Origin of the sequence: Pseudomonas sp. UBA7500 (assembly GCF_002478435.1) — a bacterium.
GTDB classification, from domain to species: domain Bacteria; phylum Pseudomonadota; class Gammaproteobacteria; order Pseudomonadales; family Pseudomonadaceae; genus Aquipseudomonas; species Aquipseudomonas palmensis.
The window spans coordinates 101,150-125,228 of sequence record NZ_DLNW01000003.1; the positions used below are offsets into that span (position 1 = coordinate 101,150).

General features: G+C 66.3%; 20 protein-coding genes. 6 read left to right on the forward strand and 14 right to left on the reverse strand.

Annotated elements, in window-relative coordinates; all coding sequences use genetic code 11:
- Positions 1-8: 8 nt before the first annotated feature.
- From B4I46_RS03385 to gshB, 14 genes are all read right to left on the reverse strand, one after another.
- Positions 9-623 carry a TetR/AcrR family transcriptional regulator gene (locus B4I46_RS03385; protein ID WP_043862154.1) on the reverse strand — a complete coding sequence of 205 codons (615 nt, stop codon included), beginning with the start codon at positions 621-623 and terminating at the stop codon, positions 9-11.
- Positions 624-636: 13 nt separating this feature from the next.
- A complete protein-coding gene (phaC, locus tag B4I46_RS03390) occupies positions 637-2,319 on the reverse strand; it encodes a class II poly(R)-hydroxyalkanoic acid synthase (RefSeq protein WP_116052522.1) in 1,683 nt (560 codons plus the stop codon).
- 118 nt (positions 2,320-2,437) lie between these two features.
- Positions 2,438-3,289, reverse strand: a complete 852-nt coding sequence (gene phaZ / locus B4I46_RS03395) for a poly(3-hydroxyalkanoate) depolymerase (protein WP_043862152.1) — start codon at positions 3,287-3,289, stop codon at positions 2,438-2,440.
- A gap of 57 nt (positions 3,290-3,346) precedes the next feature.
- Positions 3,347-5,026 carry a class II poly(R)-hydroxyalkanoic acid synthase gene (gene phaC / locus B4I46_RS03400; RefSeq protein WP_286898635.1) on the reverse strand — a complete coding sequence of 560 codons (1,680 nt, stop codon included), beginning with the start codon at positions 5,024-5,026 and terminating at the stop codon, positions 3,347-3,349.
- Positions 5,027-5,376: 350 nt separating this feature from the next.
- Entirely contained in the window at positions 5,377-5,754 is a 378-nt protein-coding gene (locus tag B4I46_RS03405; protein WP_043862150.1) for a gamma-butyrobetaine hydroxylase-like domain-containing protein, read from the reverse strand.
- A 94-nt stretch (positions 5,755-5,848) separates the two neighbouring features.
- Positions 5,849-7,186, reverse strand: coding sequence for an ATP-dependent protease ATPase subunit HslU (gene hslU / locus B4I46_RS03410; protein ID WP_054915767.1), 1,338 nt, complete (start codon positions 7,184-7,186; stop codon positions 5,849-5,851).
- A gap of 77 nt (positions 7,187-7,263) precedes the next feature.
- Positions 7,264-7,794, reverse strand: a complete 531-nt coding sequence (hslV, locus tag B4I46_RS03415; protein WP_028945572.1) for an ATP-dependent protease subunit HslV — start codon at positions 7,792-7,794, stop codon at positions 7,264-7,266.
- Positions 7,795-7,937: 143 nt separating this feature from the next.
- Positions 7,938-9,209: a dihydroorotase gene (locus B4I46_RS03420; protein ID WP_043862148.1), complete on the reverse strand. Its 1,272-nt coding sequence runs from the start codon at positions 9,207-9,209 to the stop codon at positions 7,938-7,940.
- Positions 9,206-10,210, reverse strand: coding sequence for an aspartate carbamoyltransferase catalytic subunit (locus B4I46_RS03425; RefSeq protein ID WP_043862147.1), 1,005 nt, complete (start codon positions 10,208-10,210; stop codon positions 9,206-9,208). Before B4I46_RS03425 ends, B4I46_RS03420 begins: the two co-directional genes overlap by 4 nt.
- A gap of 12 nt (positions 10,211-10,222) precedes the next feature.
- Entirely contained in the window at positions 10,223-10,741 is a 519-nt protein-coding gene (pyrR, locus tag B4I46_RS03430) for a bifunctional pyr operon transcriptional regulator/uracil phosphoribosyltransferase PyrR (protein ID WP_286898646.1), read from the reverse strand.
- 59 nt (positions 10,742-10,800) lie between these two features.
- On the reverse strand, positions 10,801-11,235 hold the full coding sequence (gene ruvX, locus B4I46_RS03435; protein ID WP_043862145.1) for a Holliday junction resolvase RuvX: 435 nt from the start codon (positions 11,233-11,235) through the stop codon (positions 10,801-10,803).
- Positions 11,235-11,804 (reverse strand): YqgE/AlgH family protein, encoded by a 570-nt coding sequence (locus tag B4I46_RS03440; protein WP_043862144.1) that lies wholly within the window; start codon positions 11,802-11,804, stop codon positions 11,235-11,237. Before B4I46_RS03440 ends, ruvX begins: the two co-directional genes overlap by 1 nt.
- 781 nt (positions 11,805-12,585) lie before the next feature.
- Entirely contained in the window at positions 12,586-13,491 is a 906-nt protein-coding gene (locus B4I46_RS03445; RefSeq protein ID WP_116052526.1) for an energy transducer TonB, read from the reverse strand.
- A 99-nt stretch (positions 13,492-13,590) separates the two neighbouring features.
- A complete protein-coding gene (gene gshB, locus B4I46_RS03450) occupies positions 13,591-14,544 on the reverse strand; it encodes a glutathione synthase (RefSeq protein WP_286898650.1) in 954 nt (317 codons plus the stop codon).
- 210 nt (positions 14,545-14,754) lie between these two features.
- Here gshB and pilG point away from each other — a divergent pair, with 210 nt between their 5' ends.
- The 6 genes from pilG to B4I46_RS03480 are packed head-to-tail and all read left to right on the forward strand — an operon-like array spanning position 14,755 to position 24,005.
- On the forward strand, positions 14,755-15,165 hold the full coding sequence (gene pilG, locus B4I46_RS03455) for a twitching motility response regulator PilG (protein ID WP_043862141.1): 411 nt from the start codon (positions 14,755-14,757) through the stop codon (positions 15,163-15,165).
- 48 nt (positions 15,166-15,213) lie between these two features.
- Positions 15,214-15,579: a twitching motility response regulator PilH gene (gene pilH, locus B4I46_RS03460; RefSeq protein ID WP_043862140.1), complete on the forward strand. Its 366-nt coding sequence runs from the start codon at positions 15,214-15,216 to the stop codon at positions 15,577-15,579.
- A complete protein-coding gene (locus tag B4I46_RS03465) occupies positions 15,576-16,130 on the forward strand; it encodes a chemotaxis protein CheW (RefSeq protein ID WP_078479846.1) in 555 nt (184 codons plus the stop codon). The genes pilH and B4I46_RS03465 overlap by 4 nt, the downstream gene beginning before the upstream one ends.
- 15 nt (positions 16,131-16,145) lie before the next feature.
- Complete coding sequence (locus tag B4I46_RS03470; RefSeq protein WP_043862138.1) at positions 16,146-18,194, forward strand: methyl-accepting chemotaxis protein; 2,049 nt, start codon at positions 16,146-16,148, stop codon at positions 18,192-18,194.
- A gap of 17 nt (positions 18,195-18,211) precedes the next feature.
- Positions 18,212-23,548 (forward strand): Hpt domain-containing protein, encoded by a 5,337-nt coding sequence (locus tag B4I46_RS03475; protein WP_376787163.1) that lies wholly within the window; start codon positions 18,212-18,214, stop codon positions 23,546-23,548.
- On the forward strand, positions 23,541-24,005 hold the full coding sequence (locus B4I46_RS03480) for a chemotaxis protein CheW (RefSeq protein ID WP_043862137.1): 465 nt from the start codon (positions 23,541-23,543) through the stop codon (positions 24,003-24,005). Before B4I46_RS03475 ends, B4I46_RS03480 begins: the two co-directional genes overlap by 8 nt.
- Positions 24,006-24,079 lie beyond the last annotated feature (74 nt).

Here is a 24,079-nt window from a genome sequence, read left to right on the forward strand (position 1 = left end):
TGGGACCCTCAGCCCTCCAGGTACCTCAGGGCCAACTGCTCCGCCGCCAGGCGTGACTCCACCTCCAGGTGCGGCGCCACCAGCATCATCACCTGGTACACCACGATCCCGACCTCGCCCTCGCGCGCCAGAATCCGCTGGTAGTCCAGCGAGAACAGCAAGGTCATGCTGATCTGCTCCACCAGTTGCCCCAGTGCGCGGGTATCGCTGGTCACCTGCCCATGCGCCTTGAGGCTCGCCAGCAATGCCGCCAGCGTGCGCTTGAGCGCATTGAGCAGGGTGCGCATGCCCCGCGCCAGCTTGGGCAGGCGCCCGGTAAGGTTGGACAGGTCCTGGAACAGAAAGCGGTACTGCGCCATGCGCTCCACGATCAGGTGCAGGAACAGCCAGTAGTCCTCGGCATCCAGGCGCACCTCCAGGGGCGGGTCGAGCAGGGGCGTCAGCTCCTCCTCGAAACGCTCGAACAGGCCCAGCACCAGCGGCTCCTTGCCGTGGAAGTGGTAGTACAGGTTGCCCGGGCTTATGCCCATCTCGTTGGCGATTTCCAGCGTCGAGACATTCGGCTCGCCCTGACGATTGAACAGGTGCAGGGCGCACTCCAGGATACGGTCGCGGGTCTTCATCCGTTCTTCTTGCTCAGCGCACCAGCACGTAGGTGCCGGGTGCGGGGTCCATGGGAGGGTAATTGGCGCTGCCCAGCGACAGGCGGGTTTCGCGCTGCGCACCGGAGCGCGCCTGTATCCAGTCGAGCCACTGCGGCCACCAGCTGCCCTCGACCTTCTGCGCATCGTGGTACCAGGCCCGCGGGTCGCTGCTCAGCCTGGGGTTCTCGACAAAATGCGCCTTGGGGTGGCCCGGTGGGTTGAGGATGCTCTGCACATGCCCGCTGTTGGCCAGCACGAAGCGCCGCTCGCCGCCCAGCAGCAGGGCCGAGCGGTACACCGCGTCCCACGGGGTGATGTGGTCGTTGCTGCCGGCCACGTGGAAGCTGTCCACCGTGACCTTGTTCAGGTCGATCGGCGTGCCGCATACCTCGAGGCCGTCGGCGTGCGTCAGCGGGTTGAATTTGAAGAAGTCCAGCAGATCGCCGTGCAGCGCGGCCGGCAGGCGGCTGTTGTCGTTGTTCCAGTACAGGATGTCGAATGCCGGGGGCGCCTTGCCCAGCAGGTAGTTGTTGACGAAGTAGTTCCAGATCAGGTCGTTGGGGCGCATCCAGGCGAACACCCGTGCCATCTCGCGGCCCTCCAGCACGCCCTGCTGGTAGGAGCGGCGCTTGGCCGCCTCCAGGGTCTGCTCGTCGGCGAACAGGCTGGCGGGGCTGTCGAACTGGCTGTCGAGCAGGCTGACCAGGTAGGTGGCGCTGTGCACCCGGCGCATCTGGCGCTTGGCCTGCAGGTGACCCTGCAGGGCCGCGATGGTCAACCCGCCGGCACAGGCGCCAAGCAGGTTGACGTCGCGGCTGCCGGTGATCGAGCGGCACACGTTCATGGCTTCCTCGACCGCCGCCACGTAGCTCGACAGGCCCCATTCGCGATGCCGGGCGTCGGGGTTGCGCCAGCTGATCATGAAGGTCTGCAGGCCGTTCTTGAGGGCGTACTGCACAAAGCTGTTGGTCGGGCTGAGGTCGAAGATGTAGAACTTGTTGATCTGCGGCGGCACCACCAGCAGGGGCCGGGCGTACTGTTTTTCGCTCATCGGGCGGTACTGGATCAGCTCCAGCAGCTCGTTGCGAAACACCACCGCGCCGGCGGTGCTGGCCAGGTTCCTGCCCACCTCGAAGGCGTCCGGGTTGACCTGGCGTGGCAGGCCGTCGTTGTGGCGCAGGTCGTCGAGCAGGTGGTTCAAGCCGCGCACCAGGCTCAGCCCGCCGGAGTTCAGCAGCTCCTTGACCGCCGCCGGGTTGAGCAGGGTGTTGCTGGGCGACATTGCATCGTTGAGCAGCGAGAACACGAAGTGCGCGCGGGCGCGGTCATCGTCGTCCAGCTGGCTCTCGTCGATCCACTGGCAGGTCTGCTGCTGCCAGGCCAGGTAGGCCTGCAGGCCGCGTCGGTACAGCGGGTTGAGCTGCCAGGCCGGGTCGTTGAAGCGGGTGTCGCGTGGCGAGGGCTGGTAGGGGGTATCGCCCAGCATCACGCGCCCCAGCTGGCCACCCAGCGCCAGCAGGTGGCGCGCCGTGTGCAGCGGGTGACGCAGGCCGTGGCGCCCCAGCTGGTGCACCGTCGACAGCAGGTCGCGACCGCGCAGGCCACTGATGGCGCTGCGCACGTTGAGATAGGCAGCGGGGGTCGGTACCCCGGGCTTCGCGGGCTTGTCTTTCATCCAGGCAACACTCCGTCGTCAGGCCATCAACCAATGTTTCAATGCAAGAGCGACACCAACCCGAACTGGCGCTGACATGCCCCGGCGCTCCTGCCGGGGGTGCAAGCGATAGAGGTGCTCAAGCGCTCGGGGCGGGCCGTGGATGCATGACGGCGCGTTGGCGCTCCTGCTGCAGGAATTTCATGATGATCGGGGCAACGGCTTCGGCCCGGGTGATCAGGAACAAGTGACCGTCGTCGATTATGTGTAGCTGGGCATTGGGAATTCGCCAGGCCAGCAGGCGCATATTGATCAGCGGGATCAGCGGGTCGTCGTCGCCGGCCAGCACCAGGGTCGGCTGCTGGATCTTGTGCAGCCAGTGGATGCTGGTCCAGCCCATGCCGGCGAACAGCTGCCAGTAATAGCCCAGCTTGCCCGAGGAACGCACCTTGGCCGCATGCGACGCGGCCAGGTTCGGGTCGCGGCGAAAGGCCCCGCCATAGATTTCCGGGGCGATGCGGATCACGTGGGACGGCTGTATGTAGCGCCTGGGGCTGGCCATCAGCCACAGCACCCGTGGCTTGCCCGGCACCATCACCGCACCGGCGGCGGTGGCCGCCAGCACCAGCTTCTTGCAGCGCTCGGGGTAATCGTGGGCGAACTGCTGGGCCAGCGCTCCGCCCCACGACACGCCGATGGCATTGACCTGCCCGTAGTCGAGGTAGTCGAGCATGCGCGCCGTCAGCTTGGCCAGCCCGGGAAAGCGGTAGGGCCGGCGCGGTGTCGACGAGCCGCCCACGCCGGGTACATCGAAGGCGATCACTTCAAGGTCCGGGTCCAGCGCATCGATGAACGGGAACACCAGCTCCAGGTTGGCGCCGATACCGTTGAAGATCAGCAGCGGCGTGAGGTGCGGCTTGCCGGGGCGAACGGCCGTGCGGATGGACTGGCCATCGAGCTCGACGGTTCTGAAGAGATACGGTTGCGGCATGCGCGAGCCCTGTCGTGAGTAGCAGCGCCGCCTTGCCTGCGGCGGCGCCGGGTGTTTTCAGCGTTCGTGGACGTAGGTGCCGGGCGACGCTTCGGCGCTCGGGTAGGCCTTGTTGCCCAGCTTGGCGGGTGCCGGCTTGAGTGCGCCGGAGCGCTCGGCCAGCCACGCCTGCCAGTACAGCCACCAGGAATCGGTGTGCTTGGTGGAGTTCTCCTGCCAGTCGTCGGCCTGGGCCGGCATCTCGCTGCTGGTCATGTAGCGCGACTTGGGGTTGCCCGGCGGGTTGAGGATGCTCTGGATATGCCCGCTGTTGGACAGCAGGAACTCGACCTTGCCGCCGAACAGCTGCGCCGACTTGTAGCAGGACTTCCATGGGGTGATGTGATCGTTGGTGCCGGCCACGCTGAAGATGTCGGTGGTGACCTGGCTCAGGTCGATCGGCGTGCCGCACACTTCCAGTGCACCGGGACGCACCAGCGGGTTGTTCTTGAACATTTCGATCAGGTCGCCGTGGAAGGCGGCGGGCAGGCGCGTGATGTCGTTGTTCCAGAACAGGATGTCGAACACCGGCGGCTCGTTGCCGAGCAGGTAGTTGTTGACCCAGTAGTTCCAGATCAGGTCGTTGGGGCGCATCCAGGCGAACACCTTGGCCATGTCGCGGCCTTCGAGCACACCGGCCTGGTAGGAATGGCGCTTGGCCGACTCCAGGGTCTGCTCGTCGACGAACAGCGCCACCTGGGTGTCGAGGGTGGTGTCGAGCACGCTCACCAGCAGGGTCAGGGCATTGACCTTCTTCTCGCCCAGTGCCGCGTAGTGGCCCACCAGCGCGGTGCAGGTGATGCCGCCGGAGCAGGCACCGAGCATGTTCAGGTCCTTGCTGCCGGTGATTGCCAGCACCACGTCGACGGCCTCCTTGAGCGCATCGATGTAGGTCGACAGGCCCCACTCGCGCTGGGACTTGTTGGGGTTGCGCCAGCTCACGATGAAGGTCTGCACCGTGGAGCGCAGGCAGAAGCGCGCCAGGCTCTTTTCCGGGCTGAGGTCGAAGACGTAGAACTTGTTGATCTGCGGCGGTACCACCAGCAGCGGCTTTTCGTGCACCTGCTCGGTGATCGGGCGGTACTGGATCAGCTCCAGCACGTCGTTGCGAAATACCACGGCGCCCTCGGTGGTGGCCAGGTTCTTGCCCACCTCGAAGGCGTCCATGTTGACCTGGCTGGGCATGCCGCCGTTGTGGACCATGTCCTTGGCCAGGTGCGACAGGCCGTCGAGCAGGCTCTTGCCACCGGTTTCGAAGAAGCGCTTGACCGCTGCCGGGTTGGCCGCGCTGTTGGTGGGGGCCATGGCCTCGGTCATCAGGTTGATGACGAAGTGCGCGCGGCTGATGTCCTGCTCCGACAGGTTGCTGTTGCCGATCCAGTCGTGCAGTTCCTTGCGCCAGGCCAGGTAGGTCTGCAGGTAGCGGCGGTACAGCGGGTTCTGGCTCCAGGCCGGGTCGCTGAAGCGGCGGTCGTCGCCCTCCGGCTGCAGGCCGGACTTGCCGAAGATCACGTCCTTGAGCTGCAGGCCGAAATGCGCGACGTGCTTGGCACTGTGCAGCGGTTGCTTGATGGCCTGACGCAGCACCATCCGGGCCGAAGACAGCAAATCCTTTCGGCGCAGGCCAATGATGGGGCTCAGGCCCAGGGTGTTTTCAGAGGCTTGGCGCTGCAGGTCATCGTTGTTCTTGTTACTCATCTACGACGCTCCGTTGTCCTGAGACGAGTACCGGCTGGGCTGTGGGCGTTGCACAGACGAATGCCCGGTACTACTGCTCGGGTGACCAGTGATAACGAACTGCGGTCCTGCGACCGGATGCGCGACGGTGATGAGCCCTGCGGGTTTATGCGTGTGAAGACAACCTGCTTTCGCTCGCGACCTCGGCATACCGGCCAGACCCTGCATCAACCCGCCCATGCAGGGTACTTGCCATATCCATTGGTTACCCGACTTTCATGGAATGCGCAAGCCGGCCAATCGCTGGCCGGCGCACGGGCATTCAAGCAAATAGAATTAGAAAATGCGCTCTAAAACGCCGGAGTGCCGGGCTAGAGCATCAGCTTGACGATCGACTCGGAAGGGTCGCGGGATTTACCGGCCTTGGCCAGCTCGTCGAGGTACTCGGCCCACAGCTGGTCCTGGCGCAGGCACAGCTGTTCGAGGTATTCCCAGGTGAACAGGCCGCTGTCGTGGCCGTCGTCGAAGGTGAGCTTGAGCGCGTACTGCCCGGCGGGCTCGAGCTGGCTCAGGCCGACGCCGAGCTTGCCAAATTGTAAGATCGGATTGCCGTGGCCCTGGACCTCGGCGGAAGGGGAGTGCACGCGCAGAAATTCGGCGGGCAGGTGATACACCTCGTCGGGCCCGTAGGTCAGGCTCAGGGTCTTGGAGGCTTTGTGCAGATTGATGGCGGTAGGCAGACGGGGCATGGCTATAAGGCTCTTGGGCTTCAAGCTGCAAGCTACAAGCTGCAGGAGAAGGCGTCCAGCACCTCCGGCCTGCAGCTCGCCGCTTGCCGCTGAGCTACAGAATGTAGCGCGACAGATCTTCGTTCTGTGCCAATTCGCCCAGGTGGCTGTTGACGTACTCGGCGTCGATGCGGATCGGCGCTTCGCTGTGGGCGCTGGCCAGGTCGCCGGCGCTGAACGACACCTCTTCGAGCAGGCGCTCGAGCAGGGTGTGCAGGCGACGGGCACCGATGTTCTCGGTCTTCTCGTTGACCTGCCAGGCAATCTCGGCCAGGCGCTTGATGCCGTCGGCAGCGAACTCGATGTTCAGCCCCTCGGTCTTGAGCAGCTCGCGGTACTGCTCGGTGAGCGAGGCATGCGGTTCGCTGAGGATGCGCTCGAAGTCTTCCGGGCTCAGGGCCTTGAGTTCGACACGGATCGGCAGACGACCCTGCAGCTCGGGCACCAGGTCGCTCGGCTTGCTCAGGTGGAACGCACCGGAGGCAATGAACAGGATGTGGTCGGTCTTGACCATGCCCAGCTTGGTATTGACCGTGCAACCTTCGATCAGCGGCAGCAGGTCGCGCTGCACGCCTTCACGGGACACATCGGCGCCACCGACGTTGCCGCGCTTGGCCACCTTGTCGATCTCGTCGATGAACACGATACCGTGCTGCTCGACCGCCTCGAGGGCCTTGGCCTTGAGTTCTTCCTCGTTGACCAGGCGCCCGGCTTCCTCGTCGCGCACCAGCTTGAGCGCTTCCTTGACCTTGAGCTTGCGGCTCTTCTTCTTGCCCTTACCCATGTTGGCGAACAGGTTCTGCAGCTGGTTGGTCATTTCTTCCATGCCCGGCGGCGCGGAAATGTCGACGCCGACCGCTTCGGCCACCTCGATCTCGATTTCCTTGTCGTCCAGCTGGCCTTCACGCAGGCGCTTGCGGAACAGCTGGCGGGTGTTGGAATCGCTGCTGTTGACCGGGTCTTCGTTGAAGCCGGTGCGGGCCGGAGGCAGCAGTGCATCGAGGATGCGCTCTTCGGCGGCGTCTTCGGCACGGTGGCGCACGCGCACGATTTCCTGCTCGCGCAGCAGCTTGATCGCGGCGTCGGCCAGGTCGCGGATGATCGACTCGACGTCACGGCCCACATAGCCCACTTCGGTGAACTTGGTGGCTTCGACCTTGATGAACGGCGCGTTGGCCAGCTTGGCCAGGCGACGGGCGATTTCGGTCTTGCCCACGCCGGTGGGGCCGATCATCAGGATGTTCTTGGGGGTGACTTCCACGCGCAGCTCTTCGGGCAGCTGCATGCGGCGCCAGCGGTTGCGCAGGGCGATGGCGACGGCGCGCTTGGCATCGTCCTGGCCGATGATGTGGCGGTTGAGTTCGTGGACGATTTCGCGGGGGGTCATGGACATAATGGTCGATGGTCCTGTGGGCAAGTGTTCAGCGTGGAAAAGCCCGACCGTCGGGGTCGGGCGCCAGAACAGCTGAATTACTCGGCCAGGTCCTGCTCCTCGATGGTCAGGTTGTGGTTGGTGAACACGCAGATGTCGCCGGCGATGTTCAGTGCGGTCTCGGCGATTTCGCGAGCCGACAGGTCGGTTTTCTGCAGCAGGGCGCGGGCGGCGGCCTGGGCGTAGGCGCCGCCGGAACCCATGGCGATCAGGCCGTCTTCGGGTTCGACGACGTCACCGTTGCCGGTGATGATCAAGGAGGCGTCCTTGTTGGCCACGGCCAGCATGGCTTCCAGACGGCTCAGCGAGCGGTCGGTACGCCATTCCTTGGCCAGCTCGACGGCGGCGCGAATGAGGTGGCCCTGGTGTTTTTCGAGCTGGCCTTCGAAGCGCTCGAACAGGGTGAAGGCGTCGGCGGTGGCACCGGCGAAGCCGGCGATGACCTGGCCGTGGTACAGGCGACGAACCTTCTTGGCGTTGCCTTTCATCACGGTATTGCCGAGGGAAACCTGGCCGTCGCCGCCCATGACGACTTTGCCGTGGCGACGAACTGAAACGATGGTGGTCAAGGGAGAGTCTCCACGCAGCGAGGCGAAAATGCCTGATGCAGACTCATATGGGGGTGGGGGGAAAGATTTCAACCTTTGCGGCCCCTTCGCCGGCAAGCCGGCTCCTACCGGTAGGAGCCGGCCTTGCCGGCGAAGGGTTTGACTCAGGCTTCGTGGCTGATGTGCCCGTCAACCAGGGTGTAACGCACCGCACCCGGCAGGCAGTGCCCGATGAACGGGCAGTTTTCGCCCTTGGAGCGCCATTGTTCGCCAGCCACGGTCGAGGCCTGCGGGTCGAACAGCACCAGGTCTGCCGCCGCACCCACCTGCAACTGCCCGGCCGGCAGGCGCAGGGCCGCCGCAGGGCCTGCAGACAAACGCTGCAACAAGGTTGCCAGGTCGAGCAGGCCGTCCTCGACCAGTGTCATCGCCAGCGGCAGCAGCAACTCGACGCTGCTGATGCCTGGTTCGGTGGCACCGAACGGCGCCAGCTTGGCGTCGCGCTCATGCGGCTGGTGATGGCTGGAAATCGCCTGGATCACGCCCCGCTTGACCGCATCACGCAGGCCGTCGCGGTCGGCGCGGGTGCGCAGCGGCGGTTGCACGTGGTACAGGCTGGAGAAGTCGCGCAGCGCCTCGTCGGTGAGGATCAACTGGTACAGCGCCACATCCGCCGTCACCGGCAGGCCGCGGGCCTGGGCCTGTTCGATCAGCTTGGCGCCTCGGGCGCTGGTCAGCTGGCTGAAGTGCGCACGCACGCCGGTCTGTTCCACCAGCAGCAGGTCGCGGGCCAGGGCCACGGTCTCGGCGGTTTCCGGAATGCCCGGCAGGCCGAGGAAACTGGCCATCGCGCCCTCGTGGGCGAGGCCGCCCTGGGCCAGGTCGCGGTCCTGGGAATGGAAGATCACCGTCAGGTCGAAGGTGGCCGCGTAGTCCAGCGCGCGGGCCAGGGTGCGGGTGTTGGTGAAGCTGTTCAGGCCGTTGCCGAAGGCCACGCAGCCGGCATCGCGCAGGGCGATCAGCTCGGCCAGTTGCTCGCCTTCCAGGCCCTTGCTCAAGGCGCCGATCGGGTACACCTTGCTGTGCCCGGCTTCACGGGCGCGGTCCAGGATCAGCTCGGTGACTGCCGAGGTGTCGAGCACCGGCCGGGTCTGCGGCGGGCAGCACAGGCTGGTCACGCCACCGGCGGCGGCGGCGCGGGTTTCGCTGGCGATGCTGCCCTTGCGGCTGTAGCCGGGCTCGCGCAGGGCAACGCTCAGGTCGACCAGGCCGGGCGCGGCCACCAGGCCGGTGGCGTCCAGGGTACGGGCGGGCTTGAAGCCGGCCGGGGCAGCGCCGATGGCGACGATCTTGCCGGCGTCGATGTGCAGGTCGCCGACCTGGTCCAGGCCGCTGGTTGGGTCGATGACACGGGCGCCGAGGATACTCAGGCTCACTGGGCGTTCTCCTGCTCGAATTGACGTTGCGCGGTCTGCCCGCTCATGGCCATGGACAACACCGCCATGCGCACGGCGATGCCGTAGGTGACCTGGTTGAGGATCACCGAGTGGGCGCCGTCGGCCACGGCCGACTCGATTTCCACGCCACGGTTGATCGGCCCGGGGTGCATCACGATGGCATCGGGCTTGGCCCCGGCCAGGCGTGCGGTGGTCAGGCCGAACAGACGGTAGAACTCGCCCTCGCTGGGCAGCAGGCCGCCGGTCATGCGCTCACGCTGCAGGCGCAGCATGATCACCACGTCGACGTCCTTCAGGCCTTGCTCCAGGTCGGTGTAGACCTTCACGCCGTACTGTTCGATGCCGATCGGCAGCAGGGTCTTGGGGCCGATCACGCGGATGTCCGGGCAACCCAGGGTTTTCAGCGCGAGCATGTTCGAGCGCGCCACCCGCGAGTGCAGGATGTCGCCGACGATGGCCACCGAGAGGTTCTCGAAGCCGCCCTTGTGGCGACGAATGGTCAGCATGTCGAGCATGCCCTGGGTGGGGTGCGCGTGGCGCCCGTCGCCACCGTTGATGATCGCCACCTCCGGGCACACGTGCTCGGCGATGAAGTGCGCGGCGCCCGAGTCGGCGTGGCGCACCACGAACATGTCGGCGGCCATGGCTTCAAGGTTGCGCAGGGTGTCGAACAGGGTCTCGCCCTTGCTGGTGGAGGAGGTCGACACGTTCAGCGTGATCACGTCGGCCGACAGCCGCTGGGCGGCCAGTTCGAAGGTGGTGCGGGTACGCGTGGAGTTCTCGAAGAACACGTTGCACACGGTCTTGCCGCGCAGCAGCGGGACTTTCTTGACCGCACGCGCGCCGACTTCGAGAAACGAGTCGGCCGTGTCGAGAATTTCGGTCAGCAGTTCGCGGGGCAAACCGTCGAGCGAGAGGAAGTGGCGCAGCTGGCCCTGGTCATTGAGCTGCAGCGGGCGCTTGGCGTCGATTGGCGTCATCGCGGGGGACTCTTAAAGGGCGGAAGCGGAAGCGAGGTCCTGGCGCTCGAGTTCGAGCGGCGCGGGGCCGGACAATTTTACCCGTTCATGGGCTTGCAGCGACAGGGTGGCGCCCACCACGTTTGGCCGGATCGGCAGTTCGCCGGCATCCAGGTCCAGCAGACACACCAGGGTCACGCTGGCCGGGCGGCCATAGTCGAACAGTTCGTTGAGGGCGGCGCGGATGGTGCGCCCGCTCATCAGCACGTCGTCCACCAGTACCAGGTGCTGGCCTTCGATCTCGAACGGCAGCTCGGACGGGCGCACCTGCGGGTGCAGGCCGTTCTGGCTGAAGTCGTCGCGGTAGAACGACACGTCGAGGGTGCCCAGCGGCGAATCGCTGCCCAGCTCGGCCAGCAGCGCCTGGGCCACCCATACGCCGCCGGTGCGGATGCCGATGAAGCGCGGTTCGGCGATGGCGCGGCGTTGCAGGTGGACGCGAAGGTCAACGGCCATCTGCCGGATCAGTTCGGCGGGGTTGGGTAGGCTCATGCTTGCTCCTCAAGAGGCCGGGGCAGAGAGCTGGCCCGGCGTGTAACCGATGGTCGGGTTCAGGCCTGTTCGGCGTGGGCGTCGAGCCAGCCTTGCAGCAGCAGGGCGGCGGCAATCGCGTCCACCGGGTTGTCGCGGTAGCTGCCACGCTGGCCGCCACGAGCCATGCGTTCGCCCTTGGCCTCGAAGGTGGTCAGGCGCTCGTCGTGGGTGTAGGCCGGCACGTTGAAGCGGCCGTTCAGGCGTCGGGCGAATTTCTCGGCGCGCGCGCTCATTTCGCTGGGCGTGCCGTCCATGTTCAGCGGCAGGCCGACGACTACCGCGTCGGGTTGCCATTCCTTGAACAGTTTTTCCACCTGGGCCCAGTCGGGTGCGCCGTTCTGCGCCTTCAGGGTGCACAGCTCGCGTGCCTGGCCGGTGATCACCTGGCCGACGGCGACGCCGATCTGCTTGGTGCCGTAGTCGAAGCCCAGCAGCAGTTTGAGCGCCGCCATCAGGCGTGCCCCGCCTGGCTGGTGAGCAGGCTGAGGTTGATGCCCAGGCTGGCTGCGGCGGCTTCGAGGCGTTGCTCGCAGGCCATGCCGAAGATGATCTCGGGGTCGAACGGGCAGTTGAGCCAGGCGTTGTCGGCCAGTTCCGCTTCCAGCTGCCCGGCTTCCCAGCCGGCGTAGCCCAGGGTGATCAGGCTCTGCGCCGGGCCCACGCCGTCGGCGATGGCGAACAGCACGTCCTGCGAGGTCGACAGGGCCAGCCCGTCGAGCTGGACGGTGGCCTGGAAGGTCTTGTCGTTGGTGTGCAGCACAAAACCGCGGTCGGTCTGTACCGGGCCGCCGATATGGATAGGCACGTGGATGCAGCGTGCCGGCGGCTCGGTGTCCGGGCGCAGCTGCTCGAGGATATCGGCCAGGTTCAGCTCCTGCGGGCGATTGACCACCAGCCCCATGGCACCGTTGGCATTGTGCTCGACGATGTAGGTCAGGGTGTGGGCAAAGTTCGGGTCGGCCATGTGCGGCATGGCAATCAGGAACTGATGCTTGAGGTAACTCGGGCTGAGGTTTTTCATGGGGGTTAGTGTGGCGGCGAGCGGCCACGCTGACAAGGTGCGTGTCGAGCCTGCGGGCCGATTATGCCTGTTTCTTGGCGGTGCTAATCGGCACGGGCTGCTGTGTGAGGCGCTAGTTATGTGACCCTGCGGTTGCTGATGTCGCGGCACTGCGCTGCTTTTTGAAGCGGGTACATTTTTTTCGCGGCGACCTACAACTGGTAACTGTGTCAGGTGACAGGTGGTCTGGATCAACTCATAGTCTCACCGCAAACCGAGCATTTGGCTTATCTAAAGGAGAAGTGCAATGATCACTCGGATGTCTATCAACGAAGCAATCGGAAATTCCTTTACTAGTGAGGTAACGCTTACAGGACGCGGTGACCCCGATCGCGCTTATCTGGTCTGTGTCAGTGGGACCGGAGAATACTGCGGCAAGGGTACGACGTACGAGAATGGGTGTTTCACAATTACCTTCAAGCCACCTGGCCCAAACCCTCACCATGGCTACCAATTTACGGTTAGGCATCTTGAAGACGATGGCACAGTAGGCAACAACCTGAACTGGTCTACTGCCGTCAACAACCCACTCGAAGGTTAATGATCTGACATGGCGAGTTGAAACTCTTCTCACTAGCTAGCAGTTGAGGCATGCCTCGCAGTTATTGTAAGTGCTGGTCCTGCTTCAATTGCGCGACAACATTTTTTGTTGGCCAGCTTCGGTAGTTTTGATTACGAACACTCGTACTTACAGGTGTTACTTGAGCCGCTTGACGACGTCAGGCGAGTACACCTTCGGCGATCAGTTGCTCGACAACCGATCCCCACGGGCGAAGCGCCACGTTCGAACAATTTCCAGCCGATCGATATCCGACAGGTCCCCGGTGAACGGCGCAAACGGCGCCGCCAGCCTCACGATGCGCTGCGCCGCCTGGTCCAGCAGCGGCTGCCCGGAAGATTCGAGCACCAGCACCTCGTACAGCGAACCGTCATGGTTGATCGACACCAACAGGCGCAAACTGCCGTAGATCTGCTGGCGGCGGGCCTCGTCCGGGTAGTTGAGGTTGCCGATGCGCTCGACCTTCTTGCGCCATTCATCCTTGTACCAGGCGCCCTTGTCGCGCATGGTCGAGGCCGCGCTCAGGCGGTGGATGCGCGGGCGCTTGGCGTACAGCTGCTGTTCGTTGGCCAGCTCCGCCTCGAGGCTGGCGATCTGGCTGGACAGGTCGGCGCTGTCGAACGTCGGCGTGGCCGCCTTGGGTTGCATCTTGGGCTGCTGCTCCTTGGGGCGGGTCTCGACCTTCTGCGGCTTGGGCCTTGTGGTGGCCACCACTGCCTTGGGCGGGGCCGGCTGGGGCGCCACTTCGGGCTTCGCGGCCGGGGGCGGCGTCACCTTGTTGATCTTGCTGTCCTGGAACGGGGCAATCTCGGTGGTTTTGGGCACCGCCTTCTTGTCCAGCGTGCCGCTGCCCTGCTGGTTGTCCTGCGCCAGGTAATCGGCCTTCTTCGGCGGTGCCTCGCTCTTGAAGGTGGCCAGGGTGATTTCCATGGTGCGGCGGATTTCTTCAGGCTTGGCGAAGGTAAACCCCAGGCCCAGGATCAGCGCCAGGTGCAGCAGCGCCGCCAGGAACAGGGTAAAGCCCAGCCGGTCCGCCGCGCGGACACGGGGCGGGGCAAAATCGGCAGGAAGGTCGGCAGGAAGCGTCATCGATTATCCAGCAGCCGGGGCAGGGCCGGCGCAGCGGGGTGCCAGTCGAGAATGGACCGGCATGATACCCCACAACGCGGGCCCGCCACTTGTCGGCGGTCAGCGTGCCTTGAGCTTGCGATCAATGGCGTCCATCAACTGCGCGCCGATCTGCGTGCCGTAGGCGTTGTCGATTTCGCGGATGCAGGTGGGGCTGGTCACGTTGATTTCGGTCAGGTGCTCGCCGATCACGTCCAGGCCGACGAACAGCAGGCCCTTCTCGCGCAGGGTCGGGCCCACCTGGGCGGCGATCCAGCGGTCTTGCTCGGTCAGCTCGCGGGCCTCGCCACGACCGCCGGCGGCCAGGTTGCCGCGGGTTTCGCCGCTGGCCGGGATGCGCGCCAGGCAGTACGGCACCGGCTCGCCGTCGATCATCAGGATGCGCTTGTCGCCGTCCTTGATCGCCGGCAGGTAGGCCTGGGCCATGATCTGCTGGGTGCCCAGGGCGGTCAGGGTCTCGAGGATCACCGACAGGTTGGGGTCGCCCACGCGGTGGCGGAAGATCGAGGTGCCGCCCATGCCGTCCAGCGGCTTGAGGATCACGTCGCCGTGCTTGGCGGCGAATTCGCGGATGATGTCCGGGCGCCGGCTCACCAGGGTTGGCGGCGTGCACTGCGGGAACAGCGTGGCGAACAGCTTCTCGTTGCAGTCGCGCAGGCTCTGCGGACGGTTGACCACCAGCACCCCGGCGGCCTCGGCCTGCTCCAGCAGGTAGGTGCTGTAGACGAACTCCATGTCGAAGGGCGGGTCCTTGCGCATCAGGATCACGTCCAGCTCGCTCAGCGCGGCGTCGGTCTCGGCCTCCAGCTCGAACCAGTGCTCGGGGTCGGCGAACACCTTGAGCGGGCGCATGCGGGCACGGGCCACGCCTTCGCTCTGGTACAGGTCGTGCTGCTCCATGTAGAACAGCGACCAGCCACGGGCCTGGGCGGCCAGCAACATGGCCAGCGAGCTGTCCTTCTTGTAGGAGATCTGCGCGATGGGGTCCATGACAATCCCGAGGCGAACGCTCATGGGGTATTTCCTCTCGGCGGCGTGCTGCCGCAGTGGCTCGAATTGAAGTGCGTCAGGGTGGCGCCCGGCGGGCTGGCGGTCAAGGGGAAACGTCAGCCGGCAGGCATCGGCGCAGGGCGCGGCGAGGCTCGATGGAATGCACCCCCAGAGTGTGCTAAAAAGGCCTGGCACGTGGCCTGCAAGGCCCTTCCAGGCGATGGTAGAGCAATTATGGTACAGCCCGACACGGCGTTGAAGGTGATGGTGATCGATGACTCCAAGACGATTCGCAGCACTGCCGAAAAGCTGCTGGGCGAAGCCGGTTGCGAAGTCGTCACCGCAGTCGACGGTTTCGACGCCCTGGGCAAGATCGTCGACCACACCCCGGGGATCATCTTCGTCGATGTGCTGATGCCGCGCCTCGATGGCTACCAGACCTGCCTGCTGATCAAGCAGAACAGCGCGTTCAAGGACATCCCGGTGATCATGCTGTCGTCGCGTGACGGACTGTTCGACAAGGCGCTCAGCCGCCAGGTGGGCTCTGATCAATTTCTGACCAAACCTTTCAGCAAGGAAGAACTGCTGGATGCGATCCGCGCCCATGTGCCGGGTTTCGCCGCAGAAGAACAACCCGCACCCTGACGCCGCCGCCCTCCTGGCCGCGGCGTCATGCCTTTATTGGGGAACAGCATGGCCCGAGTTCTGATCGTCGACGATTCGCCGACCGAAATGTACAAACTGACCGGAATGCTCGAAAAGCACGGGCACCAGGTGCTCAAGGCCGAGAACGGCGCCGATGGCGTGGCCCTGGCCCGCCAGGAAAAGCCCGATGCGGTGCTGATGGACATCGTGATGCCCGGCATGAACGGCTTCCAGGCGACCCGTCAGTTGAGCAAGGACGACGTCACCAAGGGCATCCCGGTGATCATCGTCACCACCAAGGACCAGGAAACCGACAAGGTCTGGGGCCAGCGCCAGGGCGCCAGCGACTACCTGACCAAACCGGTGGATGAAGACACCCTGATCCAGGTCCTGAACAAAGTTCTCAAGGCTTGACCACGCGGCGCATGGGCGAATCGCTGACCGCCTTCGAGCTGTTGCTCGAAATCGACCGGCGCTGTCGCCTGCTGGCGGCCGACCTGCCATTGCAGGAAACACGCCTGCAGACCTGGAGCGGCATCGGCTTTCGCATGGCCGAGCACTGGTTCGTGGCGCCCATGGGCGAGGTCGCCGAAGTGCTGCAGGAACCCCGGCTCAGCCGCATTCCCGGGGTCAAGCCGTGGGTGGCGGGGGTGGCCAACCTGCGCGGGCGGCTGTTGCCGGTGATGGACCTGTGCGGTTTTCTCGGCCTGGGCCTGTCGGTGGTGCGCAAGCAGCGGCGGGTGCTGGTGCTGGACCACGAGGAGCTGTTCGCCGGGCTGCTGGTGGACGAAGTGGTGGGCCTGCAGCACTTTGCCCTGCACGGCCTGGAGCTGTCGCCGCCGGCGCCGCTGCTGCCGGCAGCGGCCCCCTTCGTGCAGGGGCACTTTCAGCGCGAGCACTGCTGGGGCATTTTCAGCCCCTTCGCCCTGGCCCAGGCGCCAGGCTTTCTCGATGTGGCGTTGTAAAGGGATGCCAGACCTGTGACCAAGTTCAAGACCCGCCCCTCGGTACAAGGCTCGCGCAGCAGCGCGCAGATCGCCGCACTCTTCATCGTGCTGATCCTGTCGATCATTCTGCTGTTCGCCAACTTCGCCTACCTCAATACCCAGGCCAACTACGACAAGCAGTACATCGGCCATGCCGGCGAGCTGCGCGTGCTGTCCCAGCGCATCGCCAAGAACGCCACCGAGGCCGCCGCCGGCAAGGCCGTGGCGTTCAAGCTGCTCAACGATGCGCGCAACGATTTCGAACAGCGCTGGGGTTACCTGAAAAAAGGCGACCCGGCCACCGGCCTGCCGTCGGCCCCGGTGGCGGTACGCGGCGAGATGGATGCGGTGCAACGCGACTGGGAGAGCCTGCGCAAGAGCACCGACGCGATCCTGGCCAGCGAGCAGACCGTGCTGTCGCTGCACCAGGTGGCCGCGACTCTGGCCGAGACCGTGCCGCAGTTGCAGGTCGAGTACGAAAAGGTGGTGGAGATCCTGCTGCAAAGTGGCGCCCCGGCCAGCCAGGTGGCGGTGGCCCAGCGCCAGTCGCTGCTGGCCGAGCGCATCCTGGGCTCGGTCAACACCGTGCTGGCCGGCGACGACACCGCGGTGCAGGCCGCCGATGCCTTCGGCCGCGATGCCAGCCGCTTCGGCCAGGTGCTCGACGGCATGCTCGGCGGCGCGCCCTCGATCCAGGTCACCCGCGTCCAGGACCCGGATGCCCGTGCGCGCCTGGCCGAGATCGCCGAGCTGTTCCAGTTTGTCGCAGGCTCCGTCGACGAGATTCTTGAAACCTCGCCCGAGCTGTTTCGCGTGCGCGAGGCGGCCGGTAGCATCTTCAGCCTGTCGCAGACATTGCTCGACGAAGCCTCGCACCTGGCCAACGGCTTCGAGAACCTGGCCTCCGGGCGCACCCTGGATACCGTCGGCGGCTACGTGCTGGGCCTGCTGGCGCTGGCCTCGATCATCCTGATCGGACTGGTGATGGTGCGCGAAACCAATCGCCAGCTCAGCGAAACCGCCGAAACCAACGAACGCAACCAGCAGGCGATCATGCGCCTGCTCAACGAGATCCAGGAACTGGCCGACGGCAACCTGACCGTCACCGCCTCGGTTACCGAGGACTTCACCGGGGCCATCGCCGACTCCATCAACTATTCCATCGACCAGTTGCGCGACCTGGTGGCGACCATCAACCTCAGCGCCGAGGAAGTCGCCAGCGCGGTGCAGGAGACCCAGACCACCGCACACCTGCTGGCCAAGGCCTCCGAGCACCAGGCCCAGCAGATCACCGATGCATCGATTGCGGTGGGCGACATGGCCGAGTCCATCGACCGGGTGTCGGGGCACGCCTACGAGTCGGCCAAGGTGGCCGAGCGCTCGGTGGCCATTGCCAACAAGGGCAACGAGGTGGTGCACAACACCATCAACGGCATGGACAACATCCGCGAGCAGATCCAGGACACTGCCAAGCGCATCAAGCGCCTGGGCGAGTCGTCCCAGGAAATCGGCGACATCGTCAGCCTGATCGACGACATTGCCGACCAGACCAACATCCTCGCCCTCAACGCGGCGATCCAGGCGTCGATGGCCGGCGAGGCCGGGCGCGGCTTTGCGGTGGTGGCCGACGAGGTGCAGCGCCTGGCCGAGCGCTCATCCTCGGCCACGCGCCAGATCGAGGCGCTGGTGCGCGCGATCCAGGCCGACACCAACGAGGCGGTCATCTCCATGGAGCAGACCACCGCCGAAGTGGTGCGCGGGGCGCGTCTGGCGCAGGATGCCGGGGTGGCGCTGGCCGAAATCGAAGGTGTATCGCAGACCCTGGCCGAACTGATCCACAGCATTTCCGATGCCGCGCAGTTGCAGACCTCGTCGGCCGGGCAGATCTCCCACACCATGGCGGTGATCCAGCAGATCACCTCGCAGACCTCGTCCGGCTCGACCGCCACCGCCGAGAGCATCGGCAACCTGGCGCGCATGGCCAGCGAGATGCGCCGTTCGGTGTCGGGCTTCACCTTGCCGCCAACCACGGAGCCGCGCTGACCGGCGCGTGGGACTTTATGGCTACTAAAGTGCGTATCGCCGAGCGCCACGACAAGGTGGCCCTGGCCTGGGTCAAGGGCCCCATCGACGACTGCCTGGCCCAGGCCCGCCAGGCGTTGGAGCAGTTTGCCGGCGACGCTGGCGACAGCCAGGTGCTGGAGCGTTTCGACGCGCCGCTGCGCCAGGTGCGCGGCTGCCTGCAGATGCTCGAGCTGGAAGGTGCGGCCTTGCTGACCCGTGAAATGCAGCAGCTGGCCCAGGCCCTGGGCGAAGGCCGCGTGGCCTCTCGCGGTGACGCGCTGGGCGCGTTGTTCAGGGCGCTGGAGCAGTTGCCGCAGTACCTGCAACGCCTGCGCGGCGCCCGGCACGAGCTGCCGTTGCTGGTGCTGCCACTGCTCAACCCGTTGCGTGCCGCGCGTGGCGCGCCGGCGCTGGCCCAGGCCAGCCTGCCGGGCGAGCAGGCCGTCGCCGAGCCCGCTGCGGGGCTAGGCCTGAGCCTCGGCGCGCTGCGGGACCCGCTTGAGGCGGTGCCGGGGCGCGATGCGATGCGTTCGGTGGTGCTGGCAGTGCGCGAAGACCTGGTGCGCATCAAGGAGCAACTGGACCTGTTCGTGCGCAGCGACCGCCAGCAGGTCGAGGCGCTGGCCCCGCTGCTGGCGCCATTGCGCCAGATCGCCGATACCCTGGCGGTGCTCGGCTTCGGCCAGCCGCGCCGGGTGATCATCGACCAGGTGGCGGTGCTTCAGGCCCTGGCCCAGGGCCAGCGGGTGCCCGAGGACGCGCTGCTGATGGATGTTGCCGGGGCGCTGCTGTATGTCGAGGCGACCCTGGGCGGCATGGTGGGCTCGATCGAGTCGGTCAGCCAGGCCAGCGTACCCGGCACCGACCTGGACGACATTCGCCGACTGGTGCTGGACGAGGCCCACGGCGTGCTGCTGCAGGCCAAGGACCTGATCGCCGATTGCCTGGAGGCCGGCTGGGATCGCCTGCGCCTGCAACCGCTGCCGGGGCTGTTCACGCAGATCCGCGGGGCGCTGGCGATGCTCATGCTGCCCCGGGCGGCGGCGCTGGTGCGGCGCTGCCATGATTACGTCGAGACCCACCTGCTGTACGCCGAGCGGCTGCCGGACAACGCCGCGCTGGATCACCTGGCCGATGCCCTGTGCAGCCTGGAACTGTACCTGCAATGGCGCGCCATCGACCCCCAGGCCGACCTGGACGAATGGCTCGAGCGCACCCAGCTGGCCCTGGCCGCACTGGGGTTCCCGAGCCTGCCGCCGGCCCCGCCGGCACCCGCGCCTGCGCCCGAGATGCTTGAGGCGCCGCTGGACGACGAGCTGCGCGAGGTGTTCCTGGAGGAAGCCGAGGAGGTGCTGCAGCAGTTGCAACAGCACTGGGCGATATGGCGGGGCAACCCGGCGGCACGTGACGCGCTGGTGGAAATGCGCCGCGCCTTCCACACCCTCAAGGGCAGCGGCCGCATGGTGCGCGCCCAGGTGCTGGCCGAGCTTGCCTGGGCCGCCGAGCACCTGCTCAACCGCATGCTCGAAGGCCGGGTCGAAGCCAGCGGCGATGTGCTGGCCGGGCTCGAGCAGAGCATTGCGCTGCTGACGCCGTTGCTGGATGAATTCGCCCAGGCCCAGGCTCTGCCCCATGCCGAGGTCGAGCGCCTGGCCACGCGCCTGCATGCGCTGGCGATGAACGACCCGCTGGGCGTCACAGCCCCGGAGCCGGCCTTCGACCCGCGCCTGCTGGAGATCTTCCGCAACGAGGCGCAGACCCACCTGGCCAGTGTCGACGAGTTCCTGCAGGCCGCCGAGGCGCAGTTGCCGGTGCCGGTCAGCGACAGCCTGCAACGGGCGCTGCATACCCTCAAGGGCAGCGCCGCGATGGCCGGGGTGGTGCCGATCGCCGAGCTGGCCAGCGCACTGGACCTGCTGGCCCGCGAATTCAAGGCCCACCAGCTGGGCCTGGACCTTGACGAGCTGTACCTGCTGCAGATGGCCGAACCGCTGCTGCGCCGCGGTCTGGCACAGCTCGACAGCACCCCGCTGGCACCCATCGGCGGTGCCCGGACCCTCATCGAACAGATCGACCAGGTGGTTGCTGCGCGCCTGCAGGCACTGCGCGATGCGCCGAGCCAGGGCCTGCGGGTCAAGCGCGACCCGCAACTGATCGCCAGCTTCCTGGCCCAGGGCATGGACATCCTGCTGGACGCCGAAACCCTGTTGCAACGCTGGCAGGAGCACCCCGGCGAGCGCCAGGAGCTGACTGCGCTGCTGGATGAACTGACCACCCTGGGGCAGAGCGCGCACCTGGCCGACCTGTGGCAGGTGGACGAACTGTGCGAGGCGCTGCTGGACCTGTACGGCGCGGTGGAGGAGAGCAGCCTGGCGGTCAGCGAGCGCTTCTTCGGCGAGGCGCAACGGGCCCATGAAGCCTTGATCGACATGCTCGACCAGATTGCCGCCGGCCAGGAAGTGGACCCGCAACCACAACGCCTGCACGCTTTGCGCGAGCTGCTCGAACAAGGCCTGGCGCCGGATGCCATGGGCCTGGTGCGCAGCCAGGGCGAGCAGCCCGGACAGATCGCCGAACTGGGCGATGCCACCCGCGCGCTGCAACGCCAGGCGCACGACAGCGAGGTGGTCGAGCTGTTTCTGGAAGAGGCCCGCGACATCCTCGAAGGGGCCGACCAGGCCCTGGCGCGCTGGGCCGGCGACCCCGACAACGGCTCGGCGCTGTCGTCGCTGCAGCGCGACCTGCAGACCCTCAAGGGTGGCGCACAGCTGGCGCAGGTGGGGGCGGTCGAGGTGCTGGCCCAGGAGCTGGAGTTGCTCTACGAAGGCCTGGTCGATCGCCGTTACCAGCCCGGCAACCTGTTGCCGGGCCTGCTGCGTGAAAGCCATGCGTTGCTCGGGCGTCTGCTCGAGCAGGTGCAGCAGGGACAGGCAACGGAGCTGGTGGTGGAACAGCTGGCAGCCCTGCGCGAGTTCCGTCACACCGCACCGGCGCCCGAGCCCCAAGGCAAGCCGGCGGAGCCCCAGCGTCACGAGGGCGACAAGGAACTGCTGGAGATCTTTCTCGAGGAAGGCTTCGACATCGCCGAAAGTGCCGGTGCCGCGCTGCTGCGCTGGCAGGCCGACCCGCGCAACGGGGTGGAGGTGGAGAACCTGCTGCGCGACCTGCACACCCTCAAGGGCGGTGCGCGCATGGTCGAGATCGCGCCCATCGGCGACCTGGCCCATGAACTCGAATTCCTCTATGAACACCTGGCGGCCGGGCAGCTGCAACCCAGCCCGGCGCTGTTCAGCCTGCTGCAGAACTGCCATGACCGCCTGGCGCACATGCTCGATGCGGTGCGCCTGCACCAGCCGCTGCACGCCGCCACGGCGCTGATCGACTATATCCGCAATTTCAGCAGTGCTGCCCTGAGCGACACCGCCGCCGCAACGCCCGGCGCCGAGGTGGCCCCGGTGGAAGTGGCGGCGCCGAGCCCGGAGCGTGCCCCGGCCGACATGGTCAAGGTGACGGCCGAGCTGCTCGACGACCTGGGCAACCTGGCGGGCGAGAACTCGATCATTCGCGGGCGCATCGAACAGCAGGTGAACGATGCGCAGGTGGCCCTGGGCGAGATGGAAACCACGCTCGAGCGCATGCGCGACCAGCTGCGCCGGCTCGATACCGAGACCCAGGGGCGCATCCTCAGCCGCCAGCAGAGCGAAGGCGAGGCGCTGGGCTATGACGACTTCGACCCGTTGGAAATGGACCGTCATTCACAGTTGCAGCAGCTGTCGCGGGCCCTGTTCGAGTCGGCCTCCGATCTGCTGGACCTGAAGGAAACCCTGGCCGTGCGTGCCCATGACGCCTACAGCCTGCTGCAACAGCAGGCGCGGGTGAACAGCGAGTTGCAGGAAGGCCTGACGCGCACCCGCATGGTGCCGTTCGAGCGCCTGGTGCCGCGCCTGCAGCGGGTGGTGCGCCAGGTTGCCAGCGAGCTGGGCAAGCAGGTCGAGCTGGTGGTGGGCAATGCCGAGGGCGAGCTGGACCGCAGCGTGCTCGAACGCATGGTGGCGCCGCTGGAACACATGCTGCGCAACGCCGTCGACCACGGCATGGAAAACCGTGCGGCGCGCCTGGCGGCGGGCAAGCCGGAGCAGGGCACCATCGCCCTCAACCTGCTGCACGAAGGCGCCGATATCGTCATCGAAATGACCGACGATGGCGCCGGCGTGCCGCTTGAGGCGGTGCGGCAAAAGGCGATCAAGCGCGGCCTGCTGGACCCGGCCACCGAACTGAGCGACCACGAGGTGATGCAGTTCATCCTGCGGCCCGGGTTCTCCACTGCCGAGAAGATCACCCAGATTTCCGGGCGTGGCCTGGGCATGGACGTGGTGCACGAAGAGGTCAAGCAACTGGGCGGCTCGATGGTGATCAACTCGGTGCCGGGCAAGGGTGCGCGTTTTCTGATTCGCCTGCCGTTCACTGTGTCGGTCAATCGCGCACTGATGGTGAACTACGGCGAAGAACAGTACGCGGTGCCGCTGAACACCATCGAGGGCGTGGTCCGTGTACCGCCGGCCGAGCTCGAGGCCTGCTACCAGCTGGACCCGCCGTGCTACCGCTACGCCGGCCACCGCTATGAACTGCGCTACCTCGGCGAACTGCTGCAGGGCGAGGTGCAGCCGCGCCTGCTGGGGCAGAGCCTGCCGCTGCCGGTACTGTTGGTGCAGGCCCACGACCAGCAGTTCGCCGTGCAGGTGGACAGCCTGGCGGCCAGCCGTGAAATCGTGGTCAAGAGCCTTGGCCCGCAGTTTGCCGCAGTGCACGGGCTGGCCGGGGCGACCCTGCTGGGCGATGGCCGCGTGGTACTGATTCTCGACCTGCTGGCGCAACTGCGTGCGCTGCACCTGCAGTTGTCCAAGGTGGCCCAGGGCGCCGCACGCCTGCGCCTGGAGCACCCTGGCAATGCCGCCGCACGTCCGTTGCTGGTGCTGGTGGTGGACGATTCGGTCACGGTGCGCAAGGTGACCGGGCGCCTGCTGGAGCGCCATGGCATGAACGTGCTGACGGCCAAGGATGGGGTCGATGCCATGAGTGTGCTGGCCGAACACCGTCCCGACATCCTGCTGCTGGACATCGAGATGCCACGCATGGACGGCTTCGAGGTGGCCACCCAGGTGCGCCAGGACCCGCACCTGAAGGACCTGCCGATCATCATGATCACCTCGCGTACCGGCCAGAAGCACCGCGACCGCGCCATGGCCATTGGCGTCAACGACTACCTGGGCAAGCCCTACCAGGAGTCGGTGCTGCTGCAGAGCATCGCCCGCTGGAGTACCCCGCATGCTTGAACAGACCCCTCGCAACAATCGGCGCAACACCCTCACCGGGCTGTTGCTGCCGTTGAGCGACCGCAGCCTGGTGCTGCCCAACGTGGCGGTGGCCGAGCTGATCGGCTACCAGCCGTGCACGCCCTTGCCGCATCAGCCGGCCTGGTTGCTGGGCTGGATCGACTGGCGCAGCCAGCGCCTGCCGCTGCTGAGCTTCGAGGCGGCCTGCGGTGGCCAGACCCAGGTTGGCGAGCGCGCGCGCATCGTGGTACTCAATGCCCTGGGCGATACGCCGCGGCGTTTCTTCGCCCTGCTGGTGCAGGGCATACCGCGCACGTGCAAGCTCGACAGCCAGCTCAACTACGTCGATGTGCCGCTGGCGCCGCTGGAGCTGGCGGCGGTGCAGGTGGGCGAGCAGGTGGCGCGGGTACCGGACCTGCCCGGGCTGGAACAGCTGTTGCAGACGGCCGGGGCCTAGTACCAACCGCGTAATGCACTTGATGCCGGGCTTGTGTAGGGTAGGGGAGCGAATCATTCTACGGAGGGCATCAA